General features: G+C 55.7%; 21 protein-coding genes and 1 pseudogene. 2 read left to right on the forward strand and 20 right to left on the reverse strand.

The features are described from left to right. The 3 genes and pseudogenes from C8029_RS21960 to C8029_RS22665 all read right to left on the reverse strand — a co-directional run. A pseudogene (locus C8029_RS21960) lies at positions 1 to 422 on the reverse strand (BapA/Bap/LapF family prefix-like domain-containing protein); the annotation flags it as partial. Continuing rightward, positions 407 to 982: a BapA/Bap/LapF family prefix-like domain-containing protein gene (locus C8029_RS21965; protein WP_193217593.1), complete on the reverse strand. Its 576-nt coding sequence runs from the start codon at positions 980 to 982 to the stop codon at positions 407 to 409. The pseudogene C8029_RS21960 and the gene C8029_RS21965, both read right to left, overlap by 16 nt. 262 nt (positions 983 to 1,244) lie before the next feature. Then, positions 1,245 to 2,810 carry a BapA prefix-like domain-containing protein gene (locus C8029_RS22665; protein ID WP_152002400.1) on the reverse strand — a complete coding sequence of 522 codons (1,566 nt, stop codon included), beginning with the start codon at positions 2,808 to 2,810 and terminating at the stop codon, positions 1,245 to 1,247. A 261-nt stretch (positions 2,811 to 3,071) separates the two neighbouring features. Here C8029_RS22665 and C8029_RS05005 point away from each other — a divergent pair, with 261 nt between their 5' ends. Both C8029_RS05005 and C8029_RS05010 read left to right on the forward strand, forming a co-directional pair. Further along, on the forward strand, positions 3,072 to 5,063 hold the full coding sequence (locus tag C8029_RS05005; protein ID WP_152002401.1) for a hybrid sensor histidine kinase/response regulator: 1,992 nt from the start codon (positions 3,072 to 3,074) through the stop codon (positions 5,061 to 5,063). A 93-nt stretch (positions 5,064 to 5,156) separates the two neighbouring features. Beyond that, a complete protein-coding gene (locus C8029_RS05010; RefSeq protein ID WP_226946241.1) occupies positions 5,157 to 5,897 on the forward strand; it encodes a response regulator transcription factor in 741 nt (246 codons plus the stop codon). Positions 5,898 to 5,922: 25 nt separating this feature from the next. Here C8029_RS05010 and C8029_RS05015 read toward each other — a convergent pair whose 3' ends face one another. From C8029_RS05015 to glpD, 17 genes are all read right to left on the reverse strand, one after another. Next, the gene (locus C8029_RS05015) at positions 5,923 to 6,351 is read right to left on the reverse strand and encodes a hypothetical protein (protein ID WP_152002402.1); all 429 of its coding nucleotides are present in this window, start codon (positions 6,349 to 6,351) and stop codon (positions 5,923 to 5,925) included. Continuing rightward, positions 6,352 to 6,783, reverse strand: coding sequence for a hypothetical protein (locus C8029_RS05020; RefSeq protein ID WP_152002403.1), 432 nt, complete (start codon positions 6,781 to 6,783; stop codon positions 6,352 to 6,354). Between the two features lie 325 nt (positions 6,784 to 7,108). Continuing rightward, positions 7,109 to 8,395: a BamA/TamA family outer membrane protein gene (locus C8029_RS05025; protein WP_193217594.1), complete on the reverse strand. Its 1,287-nt coding sequence runs from the start codon at positions 8,393 to 8,395 to the stop codon at positions 7,109 to 7,111. Positions 8,396 to 8,520: 125 nt separating this feature from the next. After that, positions 8,521 to 9,693 carry an HlyD family type I secretion periplasmic adaptor subunit gene (locus tag C8029_RS05030; RefSeq protein ID WP_009573161.1) on the reverse strand — a complete coding sequence of 391 codons (1,173 nt, stop codon included), beginning with the start codon at positions 9,691 to 9,693 and terminating at the stop codon, positions 8,521 to 8,523. After that, the gene (locus tag C8029_RS05035) at positions 9,690 to 11,825 is read right to left on the reverse strand and encodes a type I secretion system permease/ATPase (protein WP_009573162.1); all 2,136 of its coding nucleotides are present in this window, start codon (positions 11,823 to 11,825) and stop codon (positions 9,690 to 9,692) included. Before C8029_RS05035 ends, C8029_RS05030 begins: the two co-directional genes overlap by 4 nt. 24 nt (positions 11,826 to 11,849) lie before the next feature. Next, on the reverse strand, positions 11,850 to 13,133 hold the full coding sequence (locus C8029_RS05040) for a TolC family protein (RefSeq protein ID WP_009573163.1): 1,284 nt from the start codon (positions 13,131 to 13,133) through the stop codon (positions 11,850 to 11,852). Next, positions 13,133 to 13,774, reverse strand: a complete 642-nt coding sequence (locus tag C8029_RS05045; RefSeq protein WP_152002405.1) for a hypothetical protein — start codon at positions 13,772 to 13,774, stop codon at positions 13,133 to 13,135. The genes C8029_RS05040 and C8029_RS05045 overlap by 1 nt, the downstream gene beginning before the upstream one ends. Positions 13,775 to 14,089: 315 nt before the next feature. After that, positions 14,090 to 14,611 (reverse strand): hypothetical protein, encoded by a 522-nt coding sequence (locus tag C8029_RS05050; protein WP_152002406.1) that lies wholly within the window; start codon positions 14,609 to 14,611, stop codon positions 14,090 to 14,092. Then, entirely contained in the window at positions 14,581 to 15,666 is a 1,086-nt protein-coding gene (locus tag C8029_RS05055) for a hypothetical protein (protein ID WP_152002407.1), read from the reverse strand. Before C8029_RS05055 ends, C8029_RS05050 begins: the two co-directional genes overlap by 31 nt. A gap of 539 nt (positions 15,667 to 16,205) precedes the next feature. Beyond that, on the reverse strand, positions 16,206 to 17,711 hold the full coding sequence (glpK, locus tag C8029_RS05060; RefSeq protein ID WP_152002408.1) for a glycerol kinase GlpK: 1,506 nt from the start codon (positions 17,709 to 17,711) through the stop codon (positions 16,206 to 16,208). 98 nt (positions 17,712 to 17,809) lie between these two features. Next, positions 17,810 to 19,516, reverse strand: coding sequence for an ABC transporter substrate-binding protein (locus C8029_RS05065; RefSeq protein ID WP_009573167.1), 1,707 nt, complete (start codon positions 19,514 to 19,516; stop codon positions 17,810 to 17,812). Between the two features lie 81 nt (positions 19,517 to 19,597). Beyond that, on the reverse strand, positions 19,598 to 19,873 hold the full coding sequence (locus C8029_RS05070; protein WP_009573168.1) for a DUF2160 domain-containing protein: 276 nt from the start codon (positions 19,871 to 19,873) through the stop codon (positions 19,598 to 19,600). Positions 19,874 to 19,901: 28 nt separating this feature from the next. After that, positions 19,902 to 20,741 (reverse strand): carbohydrate ABC transporter permease, encoded by an 840-nt coding sequence (locus C8029_RS05075; RefSeq protein ID WP_051130648.1) that lies wholly within the window; start codon positions 20,739 to 20,741, stop codon positions 19,902 to 19,904. Between the two features lie 45 nt (positions 20,742 to 20,786). After that, positions 20,787 to 21,659, reverse strand: coding sequence for a carbohydrate ABC transporter permease (locus C8029_RS05080; protein WP_009573170.1), 873 nt, complete (start codon positions 21,657 to 21,659; stop codon positions 20,787 to 20,789). Next, on the reverse strand, positions 21,656 to 22,738 hold the full coding sequence (locus C8029_RS05085) for an ABC transporter ATP-binding protein (RefSeq protein ID WP_152002409.1): 1,083 nt from the start codon (positions 22,736 to 22,738) through the stop codon (positions 21,656 to 21,658). The genes C8029_RS05080 and C8029_RS05085 overlap by 4 nt, the downstream gene beginning before the upstream one ends. Then, a complete protein-coding gene (locus C8029_RS05090) occupies positions 22,731 to 23,819 on the reverse strand; it encodes an ABC transporter ATP-binding protein (protein WP_152002410.1) in 1,089 nt (362 codons plus the stop codon). The genes C8029_RS05085 and C8029_RS05090 overlap by 8 nt, the downstream gene beginning before the upstream one ends. Continuing rightward, the gene (glpD, locus tag C8029_RS05095; protein WP_152002411.1) at positions 23,816 to 25,399 is read right to left on the reverse strand and encodes a glycerol-3-phosphate dehydrogenase; all 1,584 of its coding nucleotides are present in this window, start codon (positions 25,397 to 25,399) and stop codon (positions 23,816 to 23,818) included. The genes C8029_RS05090 and glpD overlap by 4 nt, the downstream gene beginning before the upstream one ends. Between the last annotated feature and the right edge of the window lie 27 nt (positions 25,400 to 25,426).

A 25,426-nucleotide genomic window follows, 5' to 3' on the forward strand; every position in this document is an offset into this window, starting at 1 on the left:
CCCAACAGACCATCGGTCAGGCCGTCGAGAAGACCGCCACCCGTGTCGCCCGAGTCAGCCGGGTCTTCGCCAAGCAGACCTGTGCCAATCAACCCGCCAACAAGCCCATCAGAACCCGTCAGCCCGCCAAGCACACCATCGTTGAGAAGCAGATCACCAAGAAGACCGTCAGACCCGGCCACATCGCCCAGAAGGCCGCCGTTGCCGGTGATGTCCCCAAGCAAACCGCCGTCTGAAACCAGGCCATCCAAAAGACCCGTCTCGCCACCGGCCTGCACACCATCCCCGAGCAAGGGCTGGCCCGTCAAAGTCGACCCCAGATCGCCCAGAGGCCCGCTGTCACCGGCAATCCCGCCCAGAAGACCGCCGGACCCGGTCACATCCCCAAGCAAACCGCCATCGCCAGTCAAACCGCCGAGCAACCCGCCCGTTCCGATGAGAGGATCAAGGAGCCCTTGATCTGCATCTGCGTCGGCGTCAGCATCCGCATCGGCGTCAGCATCCGCATCCGCGTCAGCATCTGCATCCGCGTCGGCGTCAGCATCCGCATCTGCGTCAGCATCGGCATCCGCGTCGCATCCGCGTCAGCATCCGCATCGGCGTCAGCATCCGCGTCGGCATCTGCGTCAGCATCTGCATCCGCGTCAGCATCCGCATCGCTGTCATCACCGCCACCGGCTGCCAGAGCCGCAAGGCCGAGCCCACCGAAAACGGCGGCAGCGATTCCCTCCTCAGAGAAGCCCATGCCCAGGCCAGCCGCCGCAGGATCGCCATCAACGATCATGTCGTTACTGTAAACAATACTGTGCAAGGACCCGTCTGCCGCAGGCACATAATAGCGTTGGACGGTGATCGTATCGCCGTTGCCCAGATCGATGATCAGATTGTCTCCAGACCGGCTGTATGTTTCCAAGCCAGTTTGATCGATACCCAAGTTGACGCGCGTCTCCGTGGCGGAGACTAAGATTGTTTTGTTTGCCATGGTTCCACTCCTGTTCCCATTTTGACCCCTCTGAATCACACCTGAAAGTATTACCATCAGTAATTCAAAAGACTTAAGTATGTATGTTTATATTCATTAGGACTATTGTCAATACGCCTCTGCAAAAAGAACTGCCGTAATTTGCTTCAACCTTAGAGGGCAAGTGGTACGCCGAATTTACGTAAAGAGACGTACGCCTTAGCGAATCAAAAACGCCCCACCGATTGGCAGGGCGCTGTCGAATTTTTCAGTCCGCTTGCGATCAGATGAGAGCGTCTTCGCCGCCCAGCAGGCCATCGGTCAGGCCGCCAAGAAGATCGCCGCCAAGCAACCCATCCGTCAAGCCGCCCAAAAGACCACCGGACGCATCCGCAGTGCCATCCGTGACCAGGCTCAGACCCGTCAGATCCGACACAAGACCGGCATCGCCAATGACATCACCCAAGACGCCATCATTGCCCGTCACATCGCCCAAGAGGCCACCGTTCCCGGTCAAGTCGCCAAGCAGACCACCGTCCGACACAACCGGATCGAGCAGGCCATCGGTGCCCGTCAGACCGCCCGTCAAGCCACCCAGCAGATCACCGCCAAGGACGCCGTCGAGCAGACCGTCTTCACCACCCAACAGACCATCGGTCAGGCCGCCAAGCAGATCACCACCAAGCACGCCGTCGAGCAAACCGCCTTCGCCGCCCAGCAGACCGTCGGTCAGGCCGCCAAGCAGATCACCGCCAAGCACGCCATCAAGCAAACCGTCTTCGCCGCCCAGCAGACCGTCGGTCAGGCCGCCAAGCAGATCACCGCCAAGCACGCCGTCGAGGAGACCGTCTTCGCCACCTAGCAGACCACCCAAAAGGCCATCGTCGCCACCAACAAGCCCACCAACGAGGCCGCCATCACCAAGAAGGCCGCCAACCAAACCGTCCTCACCGATCAGGCCATCGACAAGACCATTTTCCCCAAGCAGACCGCCAACAAGACTGTCCCCGCCCAGGAGGCCACCCACAAGGCCATCCTCCGCCAAAAGTCCGCCCACAAGGCCGTCTTCGGTCAACAGGCCGCCAACGAGACCATCTTCGGCCAAAAGACCGCCAACAATCCCATCGGAACCGAGAAGCCCATCCGTCAATCCCGTACTGCCGAGCAAGCCGCCAACGATAGAGTTTTCTCCCAAAAGGCCCTCGGTGACGCTGTTCAACGGATCACCGGAGCCTGCCTCATCGCCGATGAGTCCAGTGCCGAGGAGCGAGCCGACGAGGCCATCCTCTCCGGCGACCGCGCCGAGCAAACCTTCGTTGCCTACCAAAGTTCCAAGCAACCCATCCGATCCGGTGACAGCCCCAAGGCCGCCTTCGTTGCCCGTCAAAGTACCAAGCAGACCATCATCGGCAAGAATGGAATCCAACACACCGCTTTCGACTTCAGGCTCCGGTGTCGGCTCAGGTTCAGGCTCCGGCTCGGGTGTCGGCTCAGGTTCAGGGGTCTCGTCAGACCCGGACTCTTCAGAAAGCGCCGCCGCGCCAAGACCTGCAAGAGCGGCAAGGCCGGCACCAATCTCATCAAGCGTAAAAGCACTGCCGAGTCCCGCGGCCGCGACTTCTTCCCCAAGAATGCCCTCAACACCACTGAAGGTACCATCCGCCAAAATAAGGCGGTGCACGTCGCCATTCCCTGCTGCGGTGTAAAAATTGCTCACACGGATGCTATCGCCGTTGACCAGTTCAACGACCAGATCAGAGTTAGATTTCACATAACGGCTAATGCTCTCTCTGTTCACGTTGACTTGAACATCCACAACATCACCCGCAACCAGTCCACTCATCGCCATTGTTATAAATCCCTCTATGACGCAGCACCCAGGCGGCCACGAATAAAAATATGGGGCTCACCCCTGCCTTTTGATTATCAAACGTATGTATCAAAATCAATACTTTGGTTCATTAATATCCTTTGGAATGGTTAACGGCGTCAAACCTGCAAAAACACCCCGGTTCCTGTGGAATCTGCTTTAAACACGCCGAAATAGTCGGCAAATTACCTCAAAACGACGCATTGCGATGCCTCAACACAAGCATAAGGCGCCCCCGAAATGAAAGAGACGTCCGAATTGGCTTCTAAGGCTGCTTCCACACCTTCCGAGACTGCAGGCACGGCAATGCGTCCTATCATCAACACCATCGCCCGTTTGATTGCGACGGATCGCCGGCCCTCCATCTTGGCCAGTGAAAGCGGCAAGGTTCTCTTGGCCAATGCTGCCGCACAGCGCCTGCACCTCGATCAACAGGGGATTCATGATGCGCTAGACTGGCCTGCCCTCTGTACCCAAGCCCAGCGGGCGGGCAGCACCGCAGCCTCTCTGTCTTTGGGTTCCACTGAATTGGAGGGGGAGGTCGTACATGTGTCGCTTTGCGTTGGAGAAGGCTATCTTTTACGCCTGTCCGAAAACGACCACGAAGCGACGTGGCTGCGCAATCGCGCGCGGGCTGCCACGCTCATGAGAGTGGCACATGACCTGCGCACACCGATCCAATCCTTGCTCGCAACCGCCGATAACGTACTCAATGAGGACGACCGCAAGACGGCAGCGGATAAAGCAGCGGCTCGCCAAGAGCTTCATCACTCGGCCGAACTGGCATTGGATCACATCAGCAATATTTTAGGCGTCATTCGCGGCGAACAAAGTGTCACCGGCCTTCAACCGGACGAAACGTTCAACATCACCGAAGAGCTGCGCACTCTGCTCACGATGATCGCCCCGATTGCGCGCAAACAAAACGTTGACCTCAAGCTGTGGCTTGATCCGCATGATGACATATGGGTGCATGGTCCAGTGCGTTTTGTCCGCGCCGTTTTCCAGAATATGATTGATAATTCAGTGAAATATGGCGGAGGCGCGGTGGAAATCGGTCTGTCCTGCCATCCGCTTCCCAGCCCAACCGACGAGACTGATCGTCTCATGATCACACTCACAGTTTCGGATTTGGGCGGCGGCCTCCCCCCAGAACAGAAAGCGCGCTTGGTCGAGGCGCTCGGCCAAACTGAGGCGCGTCAACCGGCCACTACAGCGGCCACTGCGAACGCGCGCCCTTCAGCGGGCATGAATGTTCTGGCACATGCTTTGCGCCAACTCGGGGGCAAAATTCATGTCTCCGACAGATATGCCGTCTCTGACTCGACGCAAGACACCGAGCATCGGCCAGTGATTGGCACGACGATGCACGCGACTGTCACACTACAAAAAAGCGAACAACCAAATCGGTTGCAGACCCCCGCGACATTGCAGCCTCTTTCAGACGCGCCGCTCGCGGGCATCTCGGTGATCCTAGTCGAAGACAGCCCCTCAAGCCGCGATTGGATTCGTCACGTCCTTGAAAGTGCGGGTGCGCAAGTGTGGGCGACGGGCAATGGTGTTGAAGCGCTCTCCCTACTGGAACGACCTGAGATCACCCAAACACTGGATTTGATCCTGACCGACATGACCCTCCCGTATATGTCGGGGATCGAATTTGCGCAGCGCGTCAGACAGCAAGGCCAAACCCATTGGAACGGCCCCATCGTCGCGCTGACCGCACATGTCGCTGATTCGATCCTGAACGCGTGTTCCAAAGTGGGCATTGCCCAGGTTCTTGAAAAGCCAATCCAACCGGCGGAATTACGTAACGCGCTCCGGCGTATTCTGTTCACGCGATCAGATAGCGATGCCCCACAGCGAACAGCACCCGAAACAGCACCCGCGCCACAAGACGAGTCCCAAACGACAGACGGCCCTCTAAAGGCCCGCATCGTCGAGGATCTGCTTTCGCAACTGGGGCGGGCTGGAGCGATCTCCTTTATGCAACGCGCCCACAGCGAGGCGGTCAGCGTCCTCTCAAACCTGCAACAGGAGGGCGTCGGCCCCGATACGGGTCGGATGCTTCATGCCGCAACAGGGGCTTGCAGCCTCACGGGTCTAGGAGAGTTGGAATCATGCCTGCGCGCCATGGAATGCGCATTCGATGACGGCGCGCCCCTTTCCCCCTGTGAGGAGCGTCTCAAAGTGGCCCTCACTCGAACAAAGGATGCCATCGACGCCTTAAACTGACCCCCCCGTGCCTGTTAAGCGTGCGGTCTCTTCTAAACTTGCAGTTCAGCAGAGATTCAATATAGTACTTTAGATGTAATTTACTTGTTTTTTGTGCATGTTACGCTAATTGCCCGCACGTCACGGGGAACAAGGCAAGCACCAAATCCGGTGAAAGTAACAAGAAGGGAGAAGCGCGCGATGGCAGCTCAATCCACAGAGTCGTCCAAAGCTACGGCAATTCGCGTTTTGATCGCGGATGATCATGCGATGGTCCTCGAAATGTTTGAACATTTTCTGTCAAATTTGCCGGAATTCGATGTCACAACGGCGCCCGATCTTAACGTGGCACTTTCGATCATGGAGAAGGAAGGCCCGTTTGATCTGGTTCTCGTTGACTTGAACATGCCCGGAATGGACGGTGTCTCGGGCCTGAGTAAAGTCCTTGAAAACAATGGCGGCCGGCCCGCAGCTCTGTTGACCAGCGCCCCAAGTGCACAGGTCATTTCGGAAATTTTGGAAAATGGCAGTGCAGGTGTGATCCTCAAGACCGCATCCCTGAAAGATCTCGCCAATGAAATCCGCTTTATGGCGGCAGGCGGTCGGTATATCCCTGTTGAACTGATTGATCACCAAAGACTAAAGGCACGCGACACCGCCAAATCGCCTCTCTCCGGCCGGGAAATGGAAGTGCTTTCGCTCCTGGCTGAAGGTCTCCCAAACCGCGAGATTGCAGAAGGCCTCTCTCTCGCCGAGGCCACAGTTAAAATGCATGTCAAATCAATCTGCACGAAACTGGGTGCCAACAACCGGACTCAGGCTGTGATTGTCGCCCGCGACATGAATATCATGTAAGCAAAAAAGCCCCGCGAAAGACCTCTCAGTTCAATGTCTCAAGCTTGCCCAGAATTGCCCGCTGACCACATTTAGCGGGCAAAATTTCGTGGCATAACCCAAAAGACGCCAAGACAGATTCGCCTTCCCACATTTCACTTTCAATCGCGATGATATGAATATGGGGTTGAAAGCGGCGAATCTGGGTACAGGCGTCTGCCGCAGCTTCTGGTGATCCAAAAAAATCCTCATCAACAATGAGAATATCCGGCGCTTTGTTGAGCTGAACCAGAATCTCAAGCGCACGATCACAGTCCTGCCCCGCCAAAAGCGACACGCGAAATTTTTGATCCGACCGACAGAATTCGTGAGGCAGATGATCCCAATCCAACAACGCAAGAACACTCACCTTCTCAGGCCCTACAGTGTGGGTCACCGCAACGGCGCCTGATGTTTCAAAACTCTGTTGTAACATTTAAATCGCGCCTTTTCCGTTTCGCCCGGACGCTGCGAGCAACCGAACTGGCATCACGACATTGCGAATCGCGCCAAGGTGGGCCCGCAATCCGAAAAGAACGTCGAATACGATGTGGTGGCCTGATGTGTCGGTCGCCGCATACCTCATCTTGCGGGGCAGGAACGCGGGGTCAAAGACACGACGGTTCACACGTAAAAGGTCAATAACCTCTGAGTAGGCACTGTCAGCCTGTGCCATTTCATCATCGAGACGATGGAAGAGTCTGGTTTCGAGGCTGACACGTCTAGTGTTCGTCCGGGGCTTATAAGGATGGCCATGAGAACCGTTAAGAATGCTCATCTCTGCCATCTCATCGCACTCCCTGTTTTCACCACCGGCATATGCGGCGGCTGAAAGATATACATTGTTGGCAAACACGAGACGTTCCATGTCTGCGTCGAGTCACAGCATAAGCAATGCCGACATACATACCTTAGGATGGAAAATATCAACAAAGCAATACTAAAGATTTCAACCATGGCAATAAGGATAATTCTTTATATACTCCGAAACACAGCCCGGCAGAGACGTGACGCTTTCAGTCAGGGCCATGAGCTGAGGCGCCTGCCCTGAGACGCCTCAGCTCATTATATTCGTACTGCCATGTTTCGAATTCAGCGCAGAAGAGATGTGGTTTCCAATGCTGGCATCTCGGTTTGTAGAAACTTTCACTGCATTCTCATGCAGCGCTGTGTTTCGACAAACAAAGCGGTCCTCAAAATGCTGTACTGAGACGGAGACCGAACACCTGCTCTTTGTCACCGTCTTGTTTGTCGATGGGCTTCGCCACAAAGAGCGAGACCGGCGCGCGTCCCACTTCAAATGCAAGCGAAAGACCGACTGAGCTACGTCGATGGAACCCATCATCAATCACACCACCAAGAGTGTCATCCAACGCCCAGGACGCGCCGGTGTCCAAGAAAACGCCACCAACCAATGGCACATTCACAACGTCCTCGAAATTGCCCTGTATTTCGATCGAAGAGACGGCAAATGTGTTTCCACCAAGCGCGTCGCCATTATCATGCGGCCCAACCCCACGCGGCGCAAATCCGCGGAAACTGCCGCCCCCCGGAGCAAAGCGGTCTATGACACGCGTTGCGTTATTTCCATCAAGACTGGACACCCTCCCGGCATCCAAAGAGACAAGCATCCGCCACATCTGACCAAGCGGCACATAAGAGCGGCTTTCAAACCTGAAATCCGACAGGCTGTCATCGGTGCCAAGGTTCCAAAAATACTGGTCTATTCCGACACTATATTCCCACGTGCCCCACCCGTTTTCTTCCTCCGACAAAGAGCTATGGTTCAGTGCAAAGCGTAAAAAGGGCGCCGAAATGCCCAGAGTTTGTTCGGAGACCAACAGAGCGCTCGCGTCATCGTCCACATCGAAAAGACGATAATCACGATACCCCACGCCCATTTCCAATCGGGTTTTCTGGCTCGGCATCCATGCAAGATAGGTTTCAAGCTGCTTCGTCTCTTTGGAATAAGAGCTGTCATCGAAAGACAATTCTTCCCAGCCCAGCTTCACCCCCAGATCAAAGTCACTCCCGAGGACATCGGTCCGATACAAGCGGCCACCTCCGCGCTTTACTTCCGGGTTATATTCCAACCTGACCGACCCATATGTGTCCGGCAAAAGATTATAGCGCTCAAAGAACAATCCGCCGATCAGCCCATCCTGAGAGGCATAGGACAGCGAGGCTTCGACACGGCCCGGCCGCGTGTTCACCTCTTTCACTGCGATTACCAGCGTTTCCCCGTTGGGGATCAGTTTCACAGTTTCGAACACCCCCGTCGACATGAGGCAATCCTCAATCGCGCGCAATTCAATCGTGAGATAAGGAACGCCTTCTACCGCGCCGCATGTCATTTGAATGTCGTGTTCTGGGATAAATTCAGCGCCTTGAACCTCAATCGTTTCAAAGGTTTGAACCCCTTGTGCCGACGCCCCCGAAATCAGTGAAAGACCCGCGCACGGTACGATACACCGACGCATAAAAGTCCCCGTACATCGGGTGACACTCCAAAAATACTGCGGCAGCATGGTCGTCTTTCTCTTCAAAATCTCGGTTATTTTGCGTTATGTATGGTCTTTAAGGATGCCCCCACATCCTCGCTGACCTAGCGCAGTCTCGCGCGCATCAGGGGCCGTGTCATGTAACTCAAAACGGACCGCTTGCCGCTTTCGATATCGACCTGCGCCACCATCCCCGGACGAATGGCAAACTGCTCGCCAAAACGCTCAAGATAGCTGACATCCGTGCGGATCATGACGCGGTAAAAATCCTGCGGACCCTGCGCCGTGTCCTCTTCAACCGTATCTTCGGAAATCTGGGTCACCGTGCCCCGCAAGTCCCCGTAGGTGGCAAAATCATATGCTGTGATTTTCACACTCGCAGGCATCCCCGGCGCAACAAAAGCAACATCTTGCGGTTTCACTTTTGTCTCGATCAAAAGTTGATCGTCCGTCGGAGTGATTTCCATAATCGGTTCGCCCGGCTGAACAACACCGCCAAGCGTGGTGATTTTGATATTGTTGACCCGGCCAGCCACAGGAGAGCGGATTTCCGTCCGTTGGAATTCGTCTTGTTTCTGGATCAATTCCTGTTGGAGAGTCGTCAGCTTCGCCCGCCGCGCAGCCAGGTCTTTGTAAGCGTCCTGCACATAGACATTTCGGACCTCATTGATCTTGCCATCCAGCTCCGCTTTTTGTTGGCGCAGTTGCAACAGATCAATCTGACTCACCGATCCCCCTGCGGCCAAAGGGCTTGTGATCTCGATCTGGCGTTCAATGGTGCCCCGCTCCTCCTCCAGCGACATCAGAGAGGCCTCCAACTTGGTGCGCCGCGCCTTAAACAAGCGCAATTCTCCGGCCTCCGCCTCGTTTGGTGTCGGCCCAAATTCAAGGTGCGGTTGCTCCATCACCTCGGCTTCCAACCGCATGGTTTCCGCCTTAAGCGCCGTGATCTCCGCTTGCGTTGCATTAAATGCCGTCTCCGACCGCGTCGGGTCCAAACGGGCAATCAATTGACCTTCCTGAACAATATCGCCTTCGCTCACATGCAGTTCAGCAAGAATCCCACCTTCCAGACTTTGAATGGATTGCAAACGACGCAACGGAACAACCCGCCCGTCACCGCGCGTGATTTCATTGATCTGCGCAATTGCGGCCCAACCGATAGCGATAAAGAGAGACAAAACGACGGTTTGAATGACCAAACGCGACCGTTTCAATGTCTGACGACGGTAGCTCCCGTCGATATGGCTTGTGGTGACCAAATCCGCGCTCGTCATTTGACGGCCTGAACAGGTTTTTGCTGAACCGAATTTGCACGGGCAGAGTTCAAGATTTGCAGCAAGTCCCCATCGCGGGCCACTCGCCCGTCACTTAGAACAATCGCGCGCTCCGTCAGCCCAAGCAATTCGCGCTTATGCGTCGAAATGATCGTTGTCCGCCCTTGGAGCCATTGTTTCAAATGCGCGATCACCTTTGCTTCGGTCACATGATCGAAGGCAGAGGTCGGTTCATCAAGCAGGACGACTTTCGGATCTTGCAACAGGACACGCGCCAAACCAATAGACTGGCGTTGTCCACCGGATACGTTCGCATTGCTTTGAATCCGAAGGTCGAGACCTTTGACGTGCTGGCGCACAAATTTCCCAAGTCCGACCGCATCGAGCGCCTCAAGCAATTCATCATCCGAATGAAGCCCATGGTCCAAAAGCAGGTTTTCCCTCAGGGTGCCCTGAAACAGCGCCACGCTTTGGGGCAGATATCCAATTTGGCGGCGCCGATCGATTGGATCAATTTGGCTAAGAGCAAGATTATCGACGAGAACGCTGCCCGCTTGCGGATCGGTCAACCCGGCCAAAAGCCGCAACATCGTTGATTTCCCCGCACCATTGCCACCAAGCAGCGAAATCCGCTCGCCTTGGGCGATTTTCAGCTCAGGGATCGCAAGAACGGGCGGTGCCTGCGGGTCATGGCGAAACACCACATCTTGCAGATGGTAATCCCCCGCCATTTCGGCGGCTCGCACAAAGTGACGATCCGAAGGGCGTTCGACCGAAAGCTTCATGATTTCGTTCAGACCTTCCAGAGCTGCGCGGACATGTTGCCACTTGGCCAAGAGTCCGGCCACCTGCCCCATCGGCGACATCGCGCGCGTGGACAAAAGCGTACAGGCAATCAGGCTCCCGACCGTCAATTCCCCGGCACTGATCAGATAAACACCGGCGATGACGACGCCTGCATAGGCAAGCCTTTGCACAGAGCTGACCAGTTGGCTCATCAATGTCGTCAAATTCCGCGTTTTGATGGCCGTCGTCGCCATTGCCGCGGTCAATTGTGCATGCGCACGTTGCAACCGGCCTTCGGCACGACAGGCCTTAACGGTTTCAAGATTGGAAATCGTCTCCAAAAGCAGACCGTTCAGTGCCGCAGCTTCACGCGTGTTTTCCCTTGAAGCCCGCGCAAGCTTTTTCTGCATCAGCAGGCCGGGCAACACGCTCAAAACGACACCGGCGAGGACAACCAAAGCCACATTGCCACCGATAAACCAGATCACGCCAAGGAAGATAAGCACGAAAGGCAGATCGCAAATCGCCGTGACCGTGCTTGAGGTGAAAAACTCTCGCACCACAGCAAAATCTCTAACCTGATTGGCAAAAACCCCCGTCGACGCAGGTTGGTTGGCCAACCGCATATTGGCGACTTTGTCAAAAAGCTGGGCCGACAGTCGCAGATCAAGGTCACGACCGGAGACATCGACAAGAGACGAGCGCATCAACCGCAGCACCAATTCGAGCACAATCGCGATGCCGACCCCACTCGACAGAATCCAAAGCGTATCGAACGCGTTGTTTGGGACAACGCGGTCATAGACCTGCATCGAAAAAAGCGCCGTAGCGACTGCGAGAATATTGGCCGCAAAGGAGGCGATCATCACATCGCGGTAGATCCACCAGTTCTCCCAAAGCGGGCCAAGCAACCAATGTTCACGCCCGGCCTTCTTGCCATCGAGGCGGTCCGAAACGATGTCGATCGGTTTGGAGATGAGGACCTTTCCGTCATGCAAACGGTCGAGTTCCTCGAAGGTCCAAATCGCTTTTCCGCCTCCGGATTCAGGCAGAACGACGGTCGCCCGCTGCTCCGTCAGAGTTTCGAGAATGAGTGTGCGGCCATCTTTCAAAAAGAGCAGCACCGGAAAGCTATGATCCGGCAAGGCGCGCAGCGGCTCACGGCTAATCCGGCAACTCATATTGGCACGCCGCAGGGCCAGCGGTGCCAGATCTGGCGTCAACAGCGCGCCAACATCGCGCGGCAACCCTGTGGTCAACTGCGTGACAGAGGTCGAAACGCCTTGCAAACGGCACAGTTCCAAAAGTCCGAGAACAAGAGGATCGTGAGACACGGTATCTTTCATTTCAGTACCTCTTTCCATCTCGCATCATTGCACCGTCGCTCCAGCCAAAAGCATGGTGCCCAAGACACCAAGGTCTTTGGCAGCTTCATATTCAGTGCGTTTACGCTCATCGTAAGTGTCGATCTTGTCAATCTGTGCGTCGTAGAGATCTCGCCCGGTGGTCAAAAGGTCGAGAATTTCCCGCTGACCGGCAACGAATTGCTTTTCATAGGTCTGCAAGACCTTTCTGGCTTCGACAAGCTGAACATCCCTGGATTGTTCACTGCGACGCAACAGGCTTAGACGTTCAAGCGCGCTACTTGCGATGTTCATGAGCTGCCGCTCTTGCCCTTGAAGCGAGGCTTTTGCCCCCTCTACGGCCAACTGTGCAGATTGTATTTTGCGTTGACCAAACCCTCGCGAATTCAGATCCACGCCGGCAGATATCCCAATTGCCGTCTGCGTATCGCCGCCGTTGAGGTCCATGCGTCCCTGTGCCTGAAGGTTGATCGTTGGGAAACGTTGCGCCTTCGCGACCTGCACCCCGGCTTCGGCTTCGGCAACGGCGGCGCGTGCCGCAATGTAACCGGGCGCAATCCGGATCGCTGCGCTGATCTTATCTCGTGAACCATAGTGCTCCGAAAACAGCAGAGGCGGCGGAAGTTGGACCGCGTCCACCTTTTGGCCAATCAAAAACTCAAGCTGTGCCATGGCAATCTGACGGTTTGCCATCAGCTGGGACATCTGCTCATCGGCACGCGAAATTTCCAACCGCGCCCGCGCCACTTCACTGTTGTCGCTCACCCCTGCCGCCGCTCGGTCCTGCGTTTGACCGGCCAGACGACGCGCAAACGTCATGTATTCTTTTGTATAAGAAATTTTGCGATCCATCACCTCAACATCAAGGAAGAATCCCGCAATCTCAAAGGTGAGGTCTTCGACCGCCATCTTCAAATCCGAAACGGCTTGCACCCGGACTTGGGACGCCTCGGCAATCTGGCTGCGTGTGCGGCCCCAATCAAACAGGACTTGCGTCACGCTCAACGTGACACCGGGCCCGTCACTGTCCGTCGTGCTGCTGTCTCCTGACAGGCTGATCGAGGGGAAATAGGCATCTCTGGCGGCTTGAATATCGACATTTTTGGCCGCAACTTTCTGGCGCAGCGCTTCGACACTTGGATCACTTGCCGTGGCGATCAGGACGGCTTCCTGAAGCGACATTTGTGCATGTGCGGGGGTCGACAGGGCAAAAATAAGCGGTGAAAGCCATAGCACCGCTTTCAGAGAACGTTCGAAAAATGCGCCGATTTTCCTGATGTGGACTGGCATTACAGCAACTCCCCAACATCCAGACCAGCAAGCAAACCTTGCCCCTCTGATATGATCATATCGAAGGAGTGTGTTGTGGCACCCTCTGAGGATGTCGAAAAAATACCTTCACTCTCAGTCACTTCTACATCTTGCAGGTCAGCTTGATCGGGCGCTGCCAAATCGACGCCCTCCCCATGAGGGGTCTCCTCCTCTTGGGTCATGGCAAAAAGCAAGCCTGCGGCCCCGATGCCGTAGCCGGTGATGACAAAGGGATCAAGCGCACCGCCATTCTCATGGGAAAGCTCCACGCCACCCTCGCCTGCGTCGTCAGCCGGTACATTGTGCGCTACCGCAACAGCCGGGTCAACAAAGGCCATGTCGGCTTCAGGCACCATCAGACCGGTCACAACCGGAACACCCGTTTCATCGGCAAACAGGCTGTATGTACCATCAGGCCCTATCACAAAGAAATCTTCGACCATGATCTCGGAGCCATCGGCCAAGGTCACATGCAAATCTGCGCCAAGTTTTTCAAATCCCGCGATCTCCGCCTGATCTTGCATCAACGTCAAACGACCCGGCAACGTCAACGCAAGGCGCGACGTCGTCATTGGCGCAACTCTGCCATCGCTGGCCTGAAAGAGGACAGATGCGGTCATTCCTGTGAACTCAAGCTGTGAGTGGGAAAAACATGCCCAAACCTAACATCGTGAAAGCATGGCCATAGAATCACGTCAATCATTTCAAATATCTTAAGGAGCCATTTGCTTCCAAAAAGAACTTCAGGCACCCCATCCCCCCTATCAAACTCCACCATAATGATTTCACCATGTCCTTTTGATTAAGGCAACCGCCAACAGTTACCCATAAGGACTACATGAAAGAAACCGCCCAATAAAAGGCATATGGCAGAATATTCATTTATTCAAAATGAATATCAAGGCAAAGGATGTAATTATGTGACTAGATCACACTTAAACCTGATCATCTTGATCGAAGGAAAGTCCATCAAGCAGAGACGTATCAGACTGAACAATATCCGCAATGCCCGCAAAAATGCCATCCGAATCGCCAAGAATCCCACCGACCTCGGCAACACCGCTCAACAGATCCTGACCTGCGCCCTCAAGCAGAACATCAAATGCGTCACCGCCAGCCAGAATATCACTGCTGGGGGGCCCAAGAATTTCGCTCAAAAGGGAGTCAACATCGTCGCTCGCAACGGCAGAGGCCACGCCACCGAGCAAGCCCTGCTCCACAAAAGAACCCGTCAGGCTATCTTCGCTCGCAAGGCCCGCAAACAAATCATCAAAGCCTCCAACATCGCCCTGTGCAACATCGAAACCCAACACATCGGTATCGCCGAGCAGATTCGACATTAAGTCATCAACAGTCCCAGACGACAGACCTTCAATAAGCTCTGACACCGTATCGGATGCCTCACCCAAGGGAGCATCGAAATCTATCAGAGACTCGATATATCCTTCATCAGGCACTGTGGAGGACTCGTCCAGAGTCTCGGCGTTCGCACCACCAAGACCGAGCACCCCCCCAAGAAGACCATCGCTCCCCAACACATCCCCCAGGATGCCATCAGACCCGACAAGATCACCGACCACAGGGATGTCGCCGACGATTTCATCGACAAGACGCCATCGCCAAGCAGGTCGTCCACAACGCCAGAAACAATGCCATCCTCGCCAAGCAGGTCGTCAATCACACCCGTTCCAAGGATTGGGTCAAGCACACCATCCAAAAGACCGCCATCCCCGAGCAGCGGATCAAGGAGGTCGCCCAAAAGCCCATCCTCTCCAATCAAATCGGACAGGAGGCCGTCTTCGCCCAGAATGATTTCGACCACGCCATCCAAAAGACCGTCTTCGCCCAGAAGCCCTTCAAGAACCTCCAAGTCCAGGATGCCGCCTTCCCCGATCAACCCGTCAAGCAGATCGTCAAGCAGCCCCTCATCCCCAAGAAGCCCATCCAGCAACCCACCTTCACCAAACAGGGCATCGAGGAGGTCGTCGACAAGGCCATCCTCCCCCAACACGGGATCAAGAACAGACCCGACCAAACCCTCTGTGTCAGACCCAATAAAATCAATAGTTTGAGAGGGACCCTCTTCATCCGAAAGGCGCGTATCATCTCCTTCGGCGTCGTCCTGAGACAACATTTCGGTCATCGCCTCCGCAGCGGCACCCGCATTGGCCACGCCTGACGTTCGGCCCGATGCGGCCACGGCACCAGAAGGGAAAAGCTCTGGCTCCACACCCACGCTTTCAGCCGTCTCATCGACTGTAAGCGCAGCCGGTGCCTCTGTGGCTACATTCTCCGCAGCCACATCATCCCCGTTCACATCATCAGGTGTCACGGGCGCTTGCGTCGGGTCAAAATCATCGTCGGTAGGTTCGACATCCATATCTTCTGTCGAAGAAGCCCACAGGCTGTTGGCAACACCGCTTTGCATCGCCAGCCCCATGCCAATCGCACTGGCGGCAACGCCGCTCAGGCCAGACTTGGAGCTTAGGCGATCCGGTGCAGCCGTGCTCATGGAAAGAGGCAAAACATTTGCCAATTCCTGACGCTCTACCGTTTCATTTTGACTTTTTTTCGCCGACACGTTCGCCGCACTCCAATTTAACAAAACTCTTCAGCGCGAATACTAGCAAAAAACCCACCCACCGCGCGGCTACCTTATCTACTTCTGCTCATAAAAGCAATTCTGTCGCGTCCATATCGGCGCAGATTCGCCTCTTGATTAGTCCGATTTGCCTATTCATACCCTTAAGATATCAAATAGACAATATTTAGTATATATACCATATACTGGCGACAGTATAACGATAACTTTTTCAGGCTTCGCCACATGTTAGCGGGCCATCACCTCCCAACGTATAAGGTTAGCGCCCCAAATAGGGTTGAAAATGACATAGATCAAATGGCTCGGATGGAAATAACGTTTTTCATTTTAATCACTTTATGACCCAACGTCCCAAGTGCCTCCATAACTTGCCGACATGAGCCCCGTCTCCAAATTTTACAAACTGACGGCAATATCTGTTCACACTTGGCGCGTCGTTCACCGCATCCTCAGGCTGGCAATGGCGCCGTAAACATGCGTGTTGCTCGAACCGCCCGTTGCCATGCGCTATACTTGGCGTCTCGATCACCCGCCGTCATGGTTGGCACAAACTGCCGGTCGCAAAACCACGTTTCGGCAAAGCCTGTCTGATCCGGATATAGGCCTGCGCGGCTGCCCGCGAGCCACGCAGCACCCATGGCGGTGGTTTCTTGGCACGCGGGGCGATCAACGGGCATACCGATGATGTCGGATAAGAATTGCATGGTCCAATCCGATGCGCTCATGCCGCCGTCAACCCGCAGGATCGCATCGCCTTCGGGCGCGCGCCAATCGCGGTGCATGGCTTCTAAGAGATCACGGGTCTGATAGCCGACGGATTGCAACGCCGCACGGGCGAACTCGGCAGGCCCCGAGTTGCGCGACAGGCCAAAAATTGCTCCGCGCGCCTCGGCATCCCAATAGGGCGCTCCAAGTCCGGTGAACGCAGGCACCATGATCACGGGCTGCTCCTCGTCGGCAACTTCGGCCAAGGGTTGGGTTTCTGTTGCATCCCGGATCATTTTCAACCCGTCCCGCAGCCATTGAACCGAAGCCCCGGCGATAAAAATCGAACCTTCGAGTGCGTAGGTGGGTTTGCCGTCCAGTTGATAGGCGATGGTGGTCAATAAACGGTTTTGCGAGGTGACGGGCGTGTCGCCGGTGTTCATCAGAGCAAAACAACCAGTGCCATAAGTGGATTTCAACATGCCGGGCCGAAAGCAGGCCTGACCAATTGTGGCCGCCTGTTGGTCGCCTGCGACACCCAGAATCGGAAGGGGATGCCCGAACAGGTCGGAGCGCGTCATGCCAAAATCGGCGGCGCAATCGCGGACCTCGGGCAGCATATCCATGGGAATGTCCAAGAGATCACAAATCGTCTTACTCCAACGCCCTTTGCGAATATCATACAACAGGGTCCGGGCCGCATTTGTGGCATCGGTGGCATGCACTTTGCCGCCCGTCAGTTTCCAGATCAGGTAGCTGTCAACGGTGCCAAACAAAAGATCCCCGGCTTTGGCCGCAGCGCGCGCGCCCTCGACCGTGTCGAGCAACCATTTGACTTTCGTGCCGGAAAAATACGGATCAATCAGCAATCCGGTACGGTCGGTGAACATCTGTTCATGACCTTCTGCGCGCAAGCTCTCACAGATTGCGGCGGTGCGCCGGTCTTGCCAGACAATGGCATTATGGATGGGCTGACCCGTTTTACGGTTCCACACCACAGTGGTTTCGCGTTGGTTGGTGATCCCGATGGCGGCAATGTCGCGTGTGTCTATATTGGCTTTTTCAATGACCGCACGACAGGTGCCTGCGGTCGTGGCCCAGAGGTCCGACACATCATGTTCGACCCAACCGGATTGTGGAAAATACTGCGGGAATTCTTCTTGGGCAACAGCCGCTGTTTGCAACTGGGCGTCAAACAAGATCGCCCGACTGGAGGTCGTGCCCTGATCAATGGCAAGAATATATGTCATGAGGGTCCTCCCCGTTCAGGCAAAACGGCCGGGCTTAAGCAGCCGGGCACAAAAACGGGGCGCAGCAGATCTGCCGCGCCCCGGCAAGGGTCACAAACTTATTGCTTCCAGGAGGAAACAAGTTCGTCATAGCCGATGGTCATCGGGGTTTCGTCCTCGTTGTCCAGCTTGGGCTTCGGTGCGCCCGGCTGTTCCAACCAATAGCTATCGTCCTCTTTGTCGTTGAGAACCGGACCAAGATCGCCTTGGATTCCAGCGCGTTCCAGACGTGCCATCACGCTTTCCATGTCACCACAGAGCTGATCAAGCGCCTCTTTCGAGGTTTTCGCACCGGACATGGCGTCGCCGATGTTCTGCCACCACAGCTGTGCAAGTTTCGGATAGTCGGGCACGTTTGTACCCGTAGGCGACCAACGGACACGGTCCGGCGAGCGATAAAATTCGACCAGGCCCCCAAGTTTGTCCGCGCGATCTGTGAAGTGGTCGGAATTGATGGTGGACTCGCGAATAAACGTGAGGCCGACATCGGATTTCTTCACATCGACAGTCATAGAGGTGACGAACTGTGCGTAAAGCCACGCAGCTTGGGCCCGATCCACCGGAGTGGATTTCATCAAGGTCCAGCTGCCCACGTCCTGATAGCCAACTTTCATGCCCTCTTCCCAATACACGCCATGCGGGCTTGGGGCGAGGCGCCACTTTGGTGTGCCGTCTTCGTTCATCACCGCATCCGAGGCGACCAGAGGTGCAACAAAGGTGGTGTACATGAACATCTGTTGCGCGATATTGCCCTGCGCCGGAACAGGACCCGCCTCAGAGAAGGTCATGCCCGCCGCTGAGGGAGGGGCGTAGTCTTGCAGCCACTTGATCGCCTTGTCGATGGCATAGACAGCCGCAGGGGAGTTCGTTGCCCCACCACGATCGACACAGGCCCCAACGGGTTGCGATTTCTCATTCACACGGATGCCCCATTCGTCGACCGGAAGCCCGTTCGGTTCACCCTTGTCGCCCATCCCGGCCATGGACATCCACGCGTCGGTGTAGCGCCAGCCGAGGCTCGGGTCTTTTTTGCCGTAATCCATGTTGCCATAGACTTCGACGCCATCAATGGTGCGCCCGGTAAAGAATTCGGCAATGTCTTCATAGGCTGACCAGTTCACAGGCACACCGAGATCATAACCATAGGCTTCTTTAAAGGCCGCTTTGATGTCAGGATCATTGAACCAGTCATAGCGGAACCAATAGAGGTTCGCGAACTGTTGGGTCGGGAGCTGATACAGATCCCCATCGGGGGCGGTGGTGAACTGTGTGCCGATAAAATCGGCGAGGTTCAGCGTCGGCGAGGTCACATCCTTGCCCTCATTCGCCATCCAGTCGGTCAGGTTGCGCACCTGTTGATAGCGCCAGTGGGTGCCGATCAGATCAGAGTCGTTGACATAAGCGTCATAGATGTTTTCGCCGGACTGCATTTGGGTTTGCAGTTTTTCGACCACATCACCTTCGCCGATCAGGTCATGCGTGACGTTGATCCCCGTGATGGCTGTGAACGCAGGGGCAAGCACTTGGGATTCGTATTCATGGGTGGTGATGGTCTCGGAGACCACGTTGATCGACATGCCCTGAAACGGTTGAGCGGCATCAATGAACCACTGCATTTCTGCTTCTTGGTCGGCACGGGACAGGGTCGACAGGCCCGCGATCTCGTTGTCCAGAAAGTCAGTCGCAGCGGCCATATCGGCCCAAGCGGGTTGGGTGAGCGCAAGCGCCAATCCCAGAGCCGTTGATGATTTCAGTAAGACGTTCATGTAGGTTTCCTCCCTTTGATTGAACGTAGGCGTAAAGCCGGCCTGAACCTCTTCCATTTTCAGGCCGGAGTTTGTCAGCACCTACACCCAGCGAAACACCGCTGCGGCATAGACCAGACAGGCAATCAAGGCGTAAGCTTGTGGGCCAACGCCCAAACCAAGCCACGCAAGATTGACAAACGCGGACCCCAAGAGCGTGATGAACAACCGATCCCCCCGCGTGGTTTCGATCTGTAGAATACCCTTGCGGGGCATCTCGGGGAATTTGATCGCCAGCACCGTAAACGTGGCCAAAAGCGCGGCGATGATGAGAAAAAATGTGGCGGTGGGCCATGTCCAGGCCATCCAGTCAAGCATAGCGAACTCCTTTCAAGCGACGCATCCTTTACACCCGCCCCAGGGCAAAGCCCTTGGCGATGTAGTTGCGCACGAAATAGATGACCAAAGCACCGGGGACGATGGTCAGAACACCCGCGGCGGCCAGTACGCCCCAGTCGACACCTGCGGCCCCGACGGTGCGGGTCATGGTGGCGGCGATGGGTTTGGCCTCCACAGAGGTCAAAGTGCGGCTCAGCAACAACTCGACCCAAGAGAACATGAAGCAAAAGAACGCCGCGACGCCGATGCCGCTTGCGATGAGGGGCGTGAAGATTTTCACGAAAAACGCCGGGAAGGAATAGCCATCAATATAGGCGGTCTCATCGATCTCCTTGGGCACACCCCGCATGAATCCTTCTAAAATCCAGACCGCGAGCGGCACATTGAACAGGCAATGCGCCAGAGCCACCGCGATATGCGTGTCAAACAGGCCGATGCTGGAATAAAGTTGAAAGAACGGCAGGGCAAACACGGCAGGCGGTGCCATGCGGTTGGTCAAAAGCCAAAAGAACAGATGTTTATCGCCCATGAAGCTGTAGCGGCTGAACGCATAGGCAGCCGGTAGCGCGACGGCGAGGCTGATGGTTGTGTTCATCACCACATAGATCAGGGAGTTGACATAGCCCATGTACCAACTCGGGTCGGTGAGGATGGTCGCATAGTTTGCGAAGGTCAAATTGCGCGGCCACAGGCTAAAGGCACCAAGGATTTCAGAGTTGGTCTTGAGGCTCATATTGAGCAGCCAATAGATCGGCAGCATCAAGAACAGCAGGTACAGACCCATCACCACGGCCCCGCCAGAGGGGCGCATCCGCTTGGACGGGGTGCGCGGTTTTTCAATTTTCATCTTGCCCGTCCGGCTGACGATTTCTGGAATTGCGGTCTCGGTCATTTACTTGCCATCCCTTTTGTCAATCGTGGTCATCACCGTGTAGAACACCCAGCTGATCGCCATAATCGTCAGGAAATACATCAGGCTAAAGGCAGCAGCGGGTCCAAGATCAAATTGCCCCAAGGCCATTTTCACAAGGTCGATGGAGAGGAAGGTGGTCGCATTGCCCGGACCGCCCCCGGTCAAAACGAAAGGCTCGGTGTAGATCATAAAGCTGTCCATAAAGCGCAGCAGGATCGCAATCATCAACACGCCCGCCATCTTGGGCAATTCGATGTAGCGAAACACGGCCCAGCGGCTGGCTTGGTCGATTTTAGCCGCTTGATAATAGGCATCAGGGATCGACCGCAGACCAGCATAGGCCAGAAGCGCCACGAGCGAGGTCCAGTGCCAGACGTCCATCACGATCACAGTGATCCACGCGTCCATCGTATCTTGGGTGTAGTTGTAATCCACACCCAGCGCGTCCAGCGCGTGGCCCAAAAGCCCAATGTCGACGCGGCCAAAGATTTGCCAAATGGTGCCCACCACGTTCCACGGGATCAACAAAGGCAGCGACATCAACACAAGACAGAACGAGGACCAAAAGCCCTTTTTCGGCATGTGCAGCGCGACATAAATCCCCAGCGGCACTTCAATGGCCAAAATGATGCCGGAGAACATCAGCTGACGCCCAAGCGCGTTCCACATCCGATCCGAATGCAACATGTCATCAAACCAATCGAGGCCCGCCCAGAAGAACTGATTGTTGCCGAACGTGTCTTGGACAGAATAGTTCACCACGGTCATCAATGGGATGACGGCGGAAAAGGCGACCAAGATCAGCACGGGCAGGACAAGGAACCATGCTTTTTGATTGACGGTCTTGTTCATGCGGCGTCCCCTTTTGCACTGATGCGCCAGTCATTGGCGTAAACATTGATCCCTTCGGGCGCAAAACTGATCCGGTCCGTCCCTGCGGGAATGTCGACCCCCTCCCCGATGACCGCGTTTGTTTCGCGCCCCTCGACGGTCAGGCGGACAATCTTGTGACGCCCGACATCTTCGACGCGGTTGATCTGCGCGGGAATACCCGTGCCGCCCGCGCTCAGCCGGATGAATTCAGGGCGCACGCCAAGCTGTGTTTTGCCGCTTGCCACATAGGTGCCCCCCAGATCGACAGTGGTATCGCCAACGCGGGCCGTGGCGCCCTCAATTGTGGCCTCAAACAGGTTCATACCGGGCGATCCGATAAAATAGCCCACAAAAGTATGTGCAGGGCGTTCGAACAGGTCTTGTGGCGTGCCAATTTGAACGACGCGACCGTCATACATAACGACGACCTTATCCGCAAAGGTCAGCGCCTCGGTTTGGTCGTGGGTCACATAGATCATTGTGTGCCCGAAATCCTGATGCAGTTGCTTGAGTTGGGTGCGCAATTCCCATTTCATATGCGGGTCAATCACGGTCAGGGGTTCATCAAACAAGAGCGCATTAACGTCCTCGCGCACCATGCCGCGCCCAAGCGAAATCTTTTGTTTTGCATCTGCCGTCAGGCCGCGCGCTTTGTGATCCAGCTCCGCTTCCATATCAATCATCTTACCGACGCGCTGCACGCGACGTTTGATCTCGGCTGCGTCCATACCCCGGTTTTTTAGCGGGAACGCAAGGTTTTGCCGCACAGTCATCGTGTCGTAAACAACAGGGAACTGAAACACCTGCGCGATGTTGCGGTCTGCCGTGGGCGACATCGTCACATCGGTGCCATCGAACAACACCCGACCTTGTGAGGGGATCAACAGGCCGGAAATGATGTTCAAAAGCGTGGACTTGCCGCAGCCGGATGAGCCCAAAAGCGCATAGGCCTCACCATCGGCCCAATCATGGTTCAACTCTTTGAGCGCAAAGTCGTTTTCACTCTTTGGGTCCGGCAAATAGGAATGCGCAAGGTTCTCAAGTGTGATCTTAGCCATGTGACACCGTCTCCGCATAAGGGGCAGAGGCGACAAGCGTGCCGTCCTCAGCAAACAGATAAATCCGCGATGTATCGAGATAGACGGGCAGCTTTTGACCCGGCTTCAGATCGCGCACACCATGGACCAAACCGACCCATTTCGCGTCAAAATGCGACAGATGCACAAAGGTTTCCGAGCCGGTAAGTTCCATCACGCCAAGCGTCGCATCAAAACCAAGCTTGCCGTCGCCCGGCTCCAACGAAAGGTGGTTGGGCCGAAACCCAAGCATATATTTGCCGTCGGCGACATGTCCGCCCACCGCAGGGATGCTCTCTTGATGACCAAAATGCATCAAATCGCCGCGTTTTTCCACATGCAGGAAATTCATCGGCGGATCGGAAAACACGCGTGCGGTCGTGGCATCCTTCGGGTTACGATAGACCTGTGCCGTCGGGCCGAATTGTGTCACCCGGCCTTCCCAAAGGGTCGCACAATTGCCGCCCAGCAACAGGGCTTCTTCCGGCTCCGTGGTGGCATAGACAAAAATCGACCCGGATTCCGCAAAAATGCGCGGGATTTCGGCGCGCAACTCTTCGCGCAATTTGTAATCCAGGTTCGCCAAGGGTTCATCAAGCAACACCAGACCGGCGTTTTTGACCAAGGCCCGTGCCAAAGCACAGCGCTGTTGCTGGCCGCCCGAGAGCTCAAGCGGCTTGCGGTCCAGCATCGGGGTCAGTTGCATCAACTCCGCCGTCTTGCGCACACGACTGTCGATCTCTGCTGTCTCAAGCCCCATCAGCTTCATCGGCGAGGCAATGTTGTCGTAAACCGTCATCGCCGGGTAGTTGATGAATTGCTGATAGACCATCGCGATTTTGCGATCCTGGACGCGTTGTCCGGTCACATCCTCACCGTTCCAGCGAATGCGCCCCTTGGTCGGCACATCGAGTCCCGCCATCAGGCGCATCAAGGTCGTTTTGCCCGACGAGGTTGGCCCCAACAGCACATTCATCGTGCCGTTTTCAAGCGCCAAATTGGTCGGATAGATAAAGGTCTTGCCGCCAGCAACATAGCTGACGTCATCAAGTTCAAGTGTCATGCAATGTCCTTTGCGTGTGCGCGGCGCTCGGTCATGTAGGTTTCGAGGGCGCTGGCCTTTACGGTGCGCAGGCCCAATTTGCTGCGCCGCCACAGAACATCCTCTGCGGTACGGGCAAATTCGCGGTCCATAAGCCAGTTGACCTCTGCGGCGGTCAATGTTGCACCGAAATCCTGGCCAAGATCCTCAATCGTTTTGGCCGCGCCCAAAACATCGCGGGCCTCGGTGCCATAGGCGCGGATGAGACGGCGCGCCCAGCGATCATCGAGGAAGGGATAGATGTGACGCAGATCGGTGATAAGAGGTTCGACCCCATCGACGGGAAAATCCCCACCGGGCATGGCAACCCCTGCGGTCCATGGGCCTTGCGCCACGGTCAGGCGGGTGCCGATTTTTTCAAGCGCGCTTTCGGCGAGGCGGCGGTAGGTCGTGATCTTGCCGCCAAAAATATGAAGCGCCGGTGCGCCAGCACTGTCGTCGATCTTAAGGGTGTAATCACGCGTCGCCGCCGTCGCAGAACTCGCACCATCATCATAAAGCGGGCGCACACCGGAATAGGTCCAGACGATGTCCTCGTCGCGGATTGGCTCTTTCAAATAGGCGTTCACAAACTCAATCATGTAGCGCTTTTCTTCGGGCGTGCAGACCGGATTTTGCGACAGGTCGCTATGCTCATTGTCGGTGGTGCCGATCAGGGTGAAATCCGTCTCATAGGGGATCGCGAACATGATCCGCCCGTCCGTGCCTTGGAAAAAATAGCATTTGTCATGATCAAACAAACGCTTGGTGACGATGTGGCTGCCGCGCACAAGGCGAATATTGTCGGTGCTGTTGGAGCCGATTTGTTGACGCAAGATTTGACCGACCCATGGGCCACCCGCGTTGACAACCATACGGGCACGCATGTCGTGAGTGCCTCCGGTTTCGACATCTTTGAGCGTCACGGTCCAGATGCCGCCCTCGGATCTGGCGGACACAACTTTGGTCCGAGGGAGGATTTTGGCACCCCGCGCCACCGCGTCGCGCGCGTTCAAAACCACAAGGCGTGAATCCTCGACCCAGCAATCGCTATATTCATAGGCCTTGGCAAAGAGGGGTTTGAGTGGTGCGCCTTCTGGTCCATGCTTGAGATCAAGCGTTTTGGTGCCGGGGAGGATTTGCCGCCCCCCCAAAGTGTCGTACATCAACAACCCAAGCCGGATCAGCCAGGCCGGGCGACGCCCTTTCATCCATGGCATGAACAGGGACAGCAACTTTGAGGTTGGCGTGTCACTCTCAAACCGCATGTCCTTTTGGTACGGCAAGACAAACCGCATCGGCCAACTGATATGTGGCATTGCCCGCAAAAGGGTTTCGCGTTCGATCAATGCCTCGCGGACCAAACGAAATTCGAAATACTCAAGATACCGCAACCCACCATGAAACAGTTTGGTCGAGGCGGAAGAGGTCGCAGAGGCCAGATCCGACATTTCGGCCAGCGTCACACTTAATCCGCGACCTGCGGCGTCACGGGCAATTCCACAGCCATTGATGCCGCCGCCAATCACCAGCAAATCGCAGATCTGCGCATTCTCGCTCACGTTGGATCCTCCCAAACCCTGATGACA

Source organism: Roseobacter sp. TSBP12 (assembly GCF_009129705.1).
GTDB lineage: Bacteria > Pseudomonadota > Alphaproteobacteria > Rhodobacterales > Rhodobacteraceae > Celeribacter > Celeribacter baekdonensis_A.